This is a genomic window from Chamaesiphon polymorphus CCALA 037, assembly GCF_003003845.1.
GTDB classification, from domain to species: Bacteria; Cyanobacteriota; Cyanobacteriia; order Cyanobacteriales; family Chamaesiphonaceae; genus Chamaesiphon; species Chamaesiphon polymorphus.
Map to the genome: position 1 here is coordinate 1 of NZ_PVWO01000345.1, position 6,502 is coordinate 6,502.

Below are 6,502 nucleotides of genomic sequence, written 5' to 3' on the forward strand. Positions count from 1 at the left end.
CTTTAATCCTGATAAGTCGTTAGGGGTTAATCGATCGCATATACCATTGGCCATCTAATATCTCATACGAGTAGCAATTCTGGGGGTCGCCGCGTAGTTCTAGCTGGACGACTTTTGTAACTGCTAGCAATAACAAACAAAAATTCGCCGATGGCTGTTGGGGATCGGGTTGCAGGGGATTAAATGTTTCCGGTGCGCTCCGAGCTGCCCCAGGGGTACCCCACTCGAACTGAATGCGTCCAGCATCCGACATCTGTTTCCATACCTGTTGACGAGCCTCATAGTCGCTAATGGTGGTACATTCTGCCGTGACTAGTCGGAGTGTGCCGCTCAATCGAAACTGTTCGCGCGTTTCGGGAAAATACCAACACGCCTCTGCTAGCAGAGAGGCACCTGCTAATAAATTTGTGGCTTTCGACGATCGCACATCCGTTACAGATTGAAGCTGGCTGCCTGGTTCTAGCCAGCCCCTAAATACCAATGTGCGATTGTGAGGACGCAAATCTATATCGACTGTTGCCAGTTGGAAGTACCGCGCCTGGGGCGAACTCCGGTTGCGATGAAGGGCGCGCGCGATCGGCGATCGCCACGGTGGTAGACTATCGTTCACAATAGGGCTGGTCTATTTTATTGGTACAAATTAAATTGTAAACAATATATCTGTGGCAGAAATTCTCGATCGACGATCGTGAGATCGCCGCTTTATTCAATTAGTAGATCTGTAGGTTGGCTAGAGCAAAGCGAAACCCAACATCCTCTAAAAAGTTTGCAAACTTTATTTAACTCGGAGTTCCGCCATTAGAGTGCGATTCGATCGCTGGAAGTAGCGTAAATCTTGGGTTTTGACAAGATTGATTTATCTTGGGTCGATGCCTTATATTACTAACTCGTTCAGAAATTAGCATAGCTCACTCATGGTTAGAGAACTTGACCGAGTTCGTTCCGGATCGGGATCGAGCGAGGAGATTTCGTCCCAGGCTCAACAACAATTAGATTTCCCTGCTACAGCACCTACGGCAAATCCTGTCTTCTTTAGAACTTACAGTCGCTTCACTGCTACCGGACGCGAGACATGGCAAGAAGTCTGCACCCGCACCCTCCAAGGCTTGGTCAAGTTAGGTAAATTAACCGACGCAGAAGCCGATATTATCGATCGAATGCAGCGTCAGGTCAAGGCAATGCCTTCGGGACGGTGGTTGTGGGTCGGCGGTAGCGAATGGCTAGAACAACCGCAGAATTTTTCTGGTGCCTATAATTGCACGAGTACCAATGTCTGCGACTGGGCAGCGTTTGCCCTGATGATGGATTTAGCAATGATGGGCTGCGGGACGGGGGCAATTTTAGAACCCGACCTGATTGGGAAATTACCCGTTGTTAAAAATAAACTCAACATTGCAATTACTAACGAAATCGGTGGCGTGCCGATCGCGAATCGTCAGGAATTAAGTACTGTTGAAACTACTGGTAATAATGCCACAATTCGAGTCGGCGACAGTCGGCAAGGTTGGGTTAATTCCTATAAAATATTACTAGAATTATCGAGCGACGATCGCTTTAATGGCGACGTGAATGTCTCGATCGATCTGAGTAATGTCCGTCCGGCTGGCGAACAGCTCAAAGGCTTTGGTGGTATGGCAAATCCCGTGAGATTGCCCGAGCTTTACGGTCGCTGTGCGGGGATCTTAAATAAAGCAAATGGCAGACAATTAAATTCAGTTGAATGTTGTTTATTGATCGATGAAGCTGCGGTCACGATCGTCGCTGGCAACATCCGCCGCTGCATCGCTTACGGGTCAAAGGTTTCAGCAATAGACGGGATGAAACCAATCGAAGAAATCAATGTTGGAGATCGAGTATTAACTTCTTCCGGTGAGTACCAAAAAGTTACCAATAAATTTGTCCAGGGTGTCCAAGATGTGGTTGAGGTGATAACCTCTGCAACTCGTCTCCGCTGTACTGCAAATCACCGCGTTGCCGTCTATGATAGCTTGCGATCCTACACTTGGAAATATGCGGGAGAATTGCAACCAGGAGATCGGTTACTTTCGGTTCCTCATCTAAAAGGGATGCCCTGTGCGACAACAGACTGGGCTTGGCTAGTTGGCTTTTTCATTGGCGATGGTCATGCTGATGTCGAATCTTCCAAGCGTCGTAATGGCGGTGGGGGACAAGTTGCTTTTGCAATGTCTACCCAACGCATTTATGGCGAATTGGGAGAAAAGTTAATTCGTATTCTTACCTCAATTGGTTATACTCCTTCTCTACGCATTCAAGGTTCTCACGGGAACATAAATGTTTACCGTAAAGAGTTTGCTGATGAACTTGGGAAATATAAGAAACCTTGGTCTATTCCAGTCATTCCTGAATTTGTGTGGCGGGGAAATCGAGAAATTCGTGCTGCCTTCCTCGCTGGTTTAAGTGATGCCGATGGCACACCTTCACGTAATGTTTTGGCAAATTCTAATAAAATTGAATTTCTGCGGGAAGTACAGCGTTTATCCCTATCATTAGGGATCGCTACAACACTTCACGAACGCGCTCCCAAGAATTTACCAGGACGTGAAAAGCTTTATGAAGGATGTCACTGGATTCATATTCAGGGATTGCAATCTCAGATTGTCGCTGTTGGTTTAATCAATCAATTTGCGGTTCGTGCAACCTTTACCATTCGTCAGGCTAAAAAGAATGGTTTATCTTTGCCATATCAATTCATTCAACTAGCATCGGCGGCTGGCTGGCGGACTCAAGTTCAATCTCATCCGTCGCGTCTAATTGCCCCGTCAAGAGGTACTGGTCATCGCGATGCTAATTGGGATGCTTTACTAGCGGAAGATGCTGTAAATCCTCACTGGATTCCTCTAGAAGTTACAGCCGTGATTCCTGCTGGTACTGCTGAAACTTTTGACATTGAAGTTGAAGACGACCATGAATTTATTGTTGATGGATTGCTTGCCCATAACAGTGCCGGAATGCGCCAGTTTAATGCTAATGATACTCTTGGTGCAACTGCCAAAGATAATCTCTGGCAACAAGACGAACATGGTAACTGGAGAATCGACCCAGAACGCGATGCTTTGCGGATGAGCAATCATACCCGTGTTTTCCATCACAAACCCACTTTAGAAGAGTGTGTTGCTGCCGTTCAGAAGCAGTATTATTCTGGCGAAGGTGCGATTCAATGGGCTGGTGAAGCTGTTGCTCGATCGAATGCCGATCTCTTAAACACACCAGAAAAGAAACAACACTTTATCGATCTTTATGGACAGTCACAAGACTTAGCAAAAGGATATCTCAGGGAGTTGTTAGTCGCACAGAAGAGCACTTGATAGGCAACCAAAGTAAAATAGAACACACAACATAGGCTATGTTATCAGTACAATTGCCCTATGGTTGACTTTAGAAGTCAACCATAGGGCAATTGTGTTAAGCTGTTTCACTAGCCAATTATTTGACTTGACAAAATAAATGACATTTACGATAAGTAATGAAACAATCAATATTGTCGACCGAGATATAGAACTCGAACTAGAACATCGCATGTCTAGGTTCGGACTAAATCCGTGTGGTAGATAAATTTGCCTCACCTTAAAAACCCTGCAAAATCGGTGAAAGCTGTGAATTGGTTATTAATATTTAGTTATTAATCAACCTGCTAATACCGAGGTAATTAGAGACATTAAAAAATCTTTAACACCGTAGAGCGTAGAGGATGAAACTGGCGATCCAGAATATAAACCTCCAAGAGTGCGGGGCACTTAATAATTTCAATTAAGTGAAAATGTACGCCGAACTACAGAGAATATAGAATCTGTAGAACTAGAGGATAAAAAGCCTTTAGGATAACAAAATTGGAGATTCTCGGTACTAACTTCCACTGCAATTTGGGGGAGGTACATTTGAACCAGCTCGATCCCAATAACTACCAAGAACAGAAAGATGCGTTCACGGCTAGTGCCTTAAGTGTCGCTGCATTACTAAATCATAAATTCCAAGAACCGCGCTATCAATACAGTCGGGAATTAGATCCGATCGTGGGCGTGTCCTTCACTGGTTTATTTGACTTCTTCGTTCATGCCTTTGGTTCCGAATGGTTGCAGTGGTGGACGGAAGGTCGTCCGGCAACTGAGGCAGGGATTGCTTACAAGCAAAAAGAGCACGAATATCTGAATACTTGGCGCGAAGTTGTCGAGCAGACTGTCTGGGAATATTGCGATCGACACGGCATCAAACGCCCCAATCGGTGTACCACCGTTCAACCATCGGGAACTAAATCGCTGCTCACAGGGGCTTCTCCGGGCTGGCACGCCCCCAAAGCGCAGCGGTTCATCCGCCGGATCACTTTCCGCAAGGATGACCCGGTAGCCCTCGCCTGCATCGACTACGGGTATAGCGTGATTCCATCTCAGTCTGACAAAGACGAAAATGGCAATCTGCTAGATGACGCCTACGATCCGCGCTGTACGGAATGGTTGATCGAGATTCCGGTAGCGGTTTCTTGGGCAGATTTGCCTGGTGCTGACTCGATCGAAATCGGTCAATTTAGTGCTTTGGCACAGATGGACTTCTATATGGGCGTCCAGCAGCATTACGTGCGGCACAATACCAGCGCGACGATCGAATTGCGCGAGCACGAGGTTGAGGCTTTGGGCAAGCGGATTTACGAGGCGATTCGGGATGATGAGGGTTATATCTCGGCGGCTCTGTTGGCGCGGTTTGACGACCACCAGACGTTCCCACGGTTGCCGTTTGAACCGATCGATAAGGACACTTACGATGAGATGATGCTGGGTGTGATGCAGCGACGTCAGACTGCCGAATTTCATACCGCTTTGAGTCGTTATGACTTGGGCAATAAGTCAGAAGAATCCGGCCCTGCTGGTTGTGATTCGGATAAATGCTTATTACCCGATGTCAAACCAAACAGTTAGATTCAGTTCTGTTCCAACCGTTTGACATCTGCGATCGCGATCGCCCTAGCTTGACTTTCCCTTGAAGAGTCAAGTTAGGGCGATTTTCGATCTACTATAGATAAAGTAGACTGGGGATAAAATGAAGATAATAACCTCGAAACAAACTGGTAGCTTGGCCGTCATAGTCATATCCTTAGTACTTGTTTTTATAATTTGGAGTAGCAATATGTTTGCAGGTAAACCACCCACAAATATTGGGGTCAATAATGGTAGATTAACTGCTTGTCCGAACACTCCAAACTGTGTGAGTTCTCAAGCACCAGCTAACGATGCCCAACACGCGATCGCGCCCTTGCCAATGAGTGGCGATGTTGCTACGACGATGGCTAATTTGAAACAGGTAATTAAAGCAATGCCTCGGACAAAAATAGTCACAGAAACTAACAACTATTTATATGTAGAGTTTGCGAGCAAATTGATGGGATATGTCGATGATGTTGAATTTTATCTCGACAATGATACCAACACAATTCAAGTGAGATCTGCTTCGCGATTGGGTCAATCCGACTTAGGTGTCAATCGTCAACGGATTGAAGATATTCGACTCGCATTGAATAATCTTACCTAAACTATCCGATCGAGTTAATGGTTCTTGGGCGTTGCCGATCTAGAGTGTGATTTGCCTTGCGAAATTTAGAGTAGGGGCAATTCATGAATTGCCCCTACTCTAAATTTCGGAGATTGCCCAGGAGAGTGAATCTTACCGAGATTCAGCAACGCCGATTCTGGAGACGAACGATTATCAATTAGTACATCAATTACAGACGATCGGCAAAGATGTTAAAAATCAGAGATTTTTGGGTGAGTTGGCGGCGGTATCGGGTTGGGATGTTATTGTTTGGCGTGTGTTTGAGTGCGATCTTGGCATCCCCGCAGGTAGCAATGTCTACACAGTCAGCCGCGACCGTCACTACGGAATCGAAAATAAGCAATGAGGTTGCAAAACAACCGCTAGCTCGACCTAGTAAATCCCCAACTTTACCGACCAAAAAGCCCACTACTTTAACGGCAAATGTTAAGAAAACAGTCTTAGCAAATGGGATGACTGTTTTGACTAAAGAAGTTCGTAATGCGCCAGTGGTGACGGTGCAGGTGTGGTACAAAATTGGTTCGCGAAATGAAGCTCCAGGCGTCAATGGAATCGCGCATCAGTTGGAGCACATGTTATTTAAAGGAACCAAAGATCGACCGATTCAATTTGGAAGATTGTTTGCAGCATTGGGTAGTAGTTCTAATGCTTTTACTAGTTACGATCAGACTGCTTATTACGGGACGGTTGAGAAGAATAAACTTTCTAGCTTATTAGTTTTAGAAGCCGATCGAATGCAGAATTCGACGATCGATACTGAGAAACTAAATGGTGAAAAACGGGTCGTAATTTCGGAATTGCAAGGGTATGAAAATAGCCCCAGCTATCGACTCGATCGGGCTGTCAAACGGGCGGCTTTTCCGAATACTCCTTATGGCTTAACTGTCGGCGGAACCAAAGCGGATGTCGAGAAATTTACCGTCGAGCAGGTGCGGTCTTATTA

General features: G+C 45.7%; 4 protein-coding genes and 1 pseudogene. 4 read left to right on the plus strand and 1 reads right to left on the minus strand.

All coding sequences use genetic code 11. The features are described from left to right. Nucleotides 1–19 precede the first annotated feature (19 nt). Nucleotides 20–610, minus strand: coding sequence for an Npun_F5749 family FMN-dependent PPOX-type flavoprotein (locus C7B77_RS21125; protein ID WP_106309477.1), 591 nt, complete (start codon nucleotides 608–610; stop codon nucleotides 20–22). A gap of 304 nt (nucleotides 611–914) precedes the next feature. Here C7B77_RS21125 and C7B77_RS30250 point away from each other — a divergent pair, with 304 nt between their 5' ends. From C7B77_RS30250 to C7B77_RS21150, 4 genes and pseudogenes are all read left to right on the plus strand, one after another. Further along, a complete protein-coding gene (locus C7B77_RS30250; RefSeq protein ID WP_219892231.1) occupies nucleotides 915–3,326 on the plus strand; it encodes an LAGLIDADG family homing endonuclease in 2,412 nt (803 codons plus the stop codon). Nucleotides 3,327–3,851: 525 nt separating this feature from the next. Then, nucleotides 3,852–4,928 (plus strand): annotated as a pseudogene (nrdJ, locus tag C7B77_RS21140) (ribonucleoside-triphosphate reductase, adenosylcobalamin-dependent); the annotation flags it as partial. A gap of 208 nt (nucleotides 4,929–5,136) precedes the next feature. After that, nucleotides 5,137–5,538 carry a DUF1499 domain-containing protein gene (locus tag C7B77_RS21145; protein ID WP_106309480.1) on the plus strand — a complete coding sequence of 134 codons (402 nt, stop codon included), beginning with the start codon at nucleotides 5,137–5,139 and terminating at the stop codon, nucleotides 5,536–5,538. Nucleotides 5,539–5,747: 209 nt separating this feature from the next. Continuing rightward, the coding region (locus C7B77_RS21150) for a M16 family metallopeptidase (RefSeq protein ID WP_146138431.1) at nucleotides 5,748–6,502 on the plus strand (755 nt) is incomplete at its 3' end.

What these genes read in the sequence shown, in the direction of transcription:
- C7B77_RS30250 (WP_219892231.1), top strand. Translation starts at nt 915, where the DNA reads ATGGTTAGAGAACTTGACCGAGTTCGTTCCGGATCGGGATCGAGCGAG.
- C7B77_RS21145 (WP_106309480.1), top strand. Translation starts at nt 5,137, where the DNA reads ATGTTTGCAGGTAAACCACCCACAAATATTGGGGTCAATAATGGTAGA.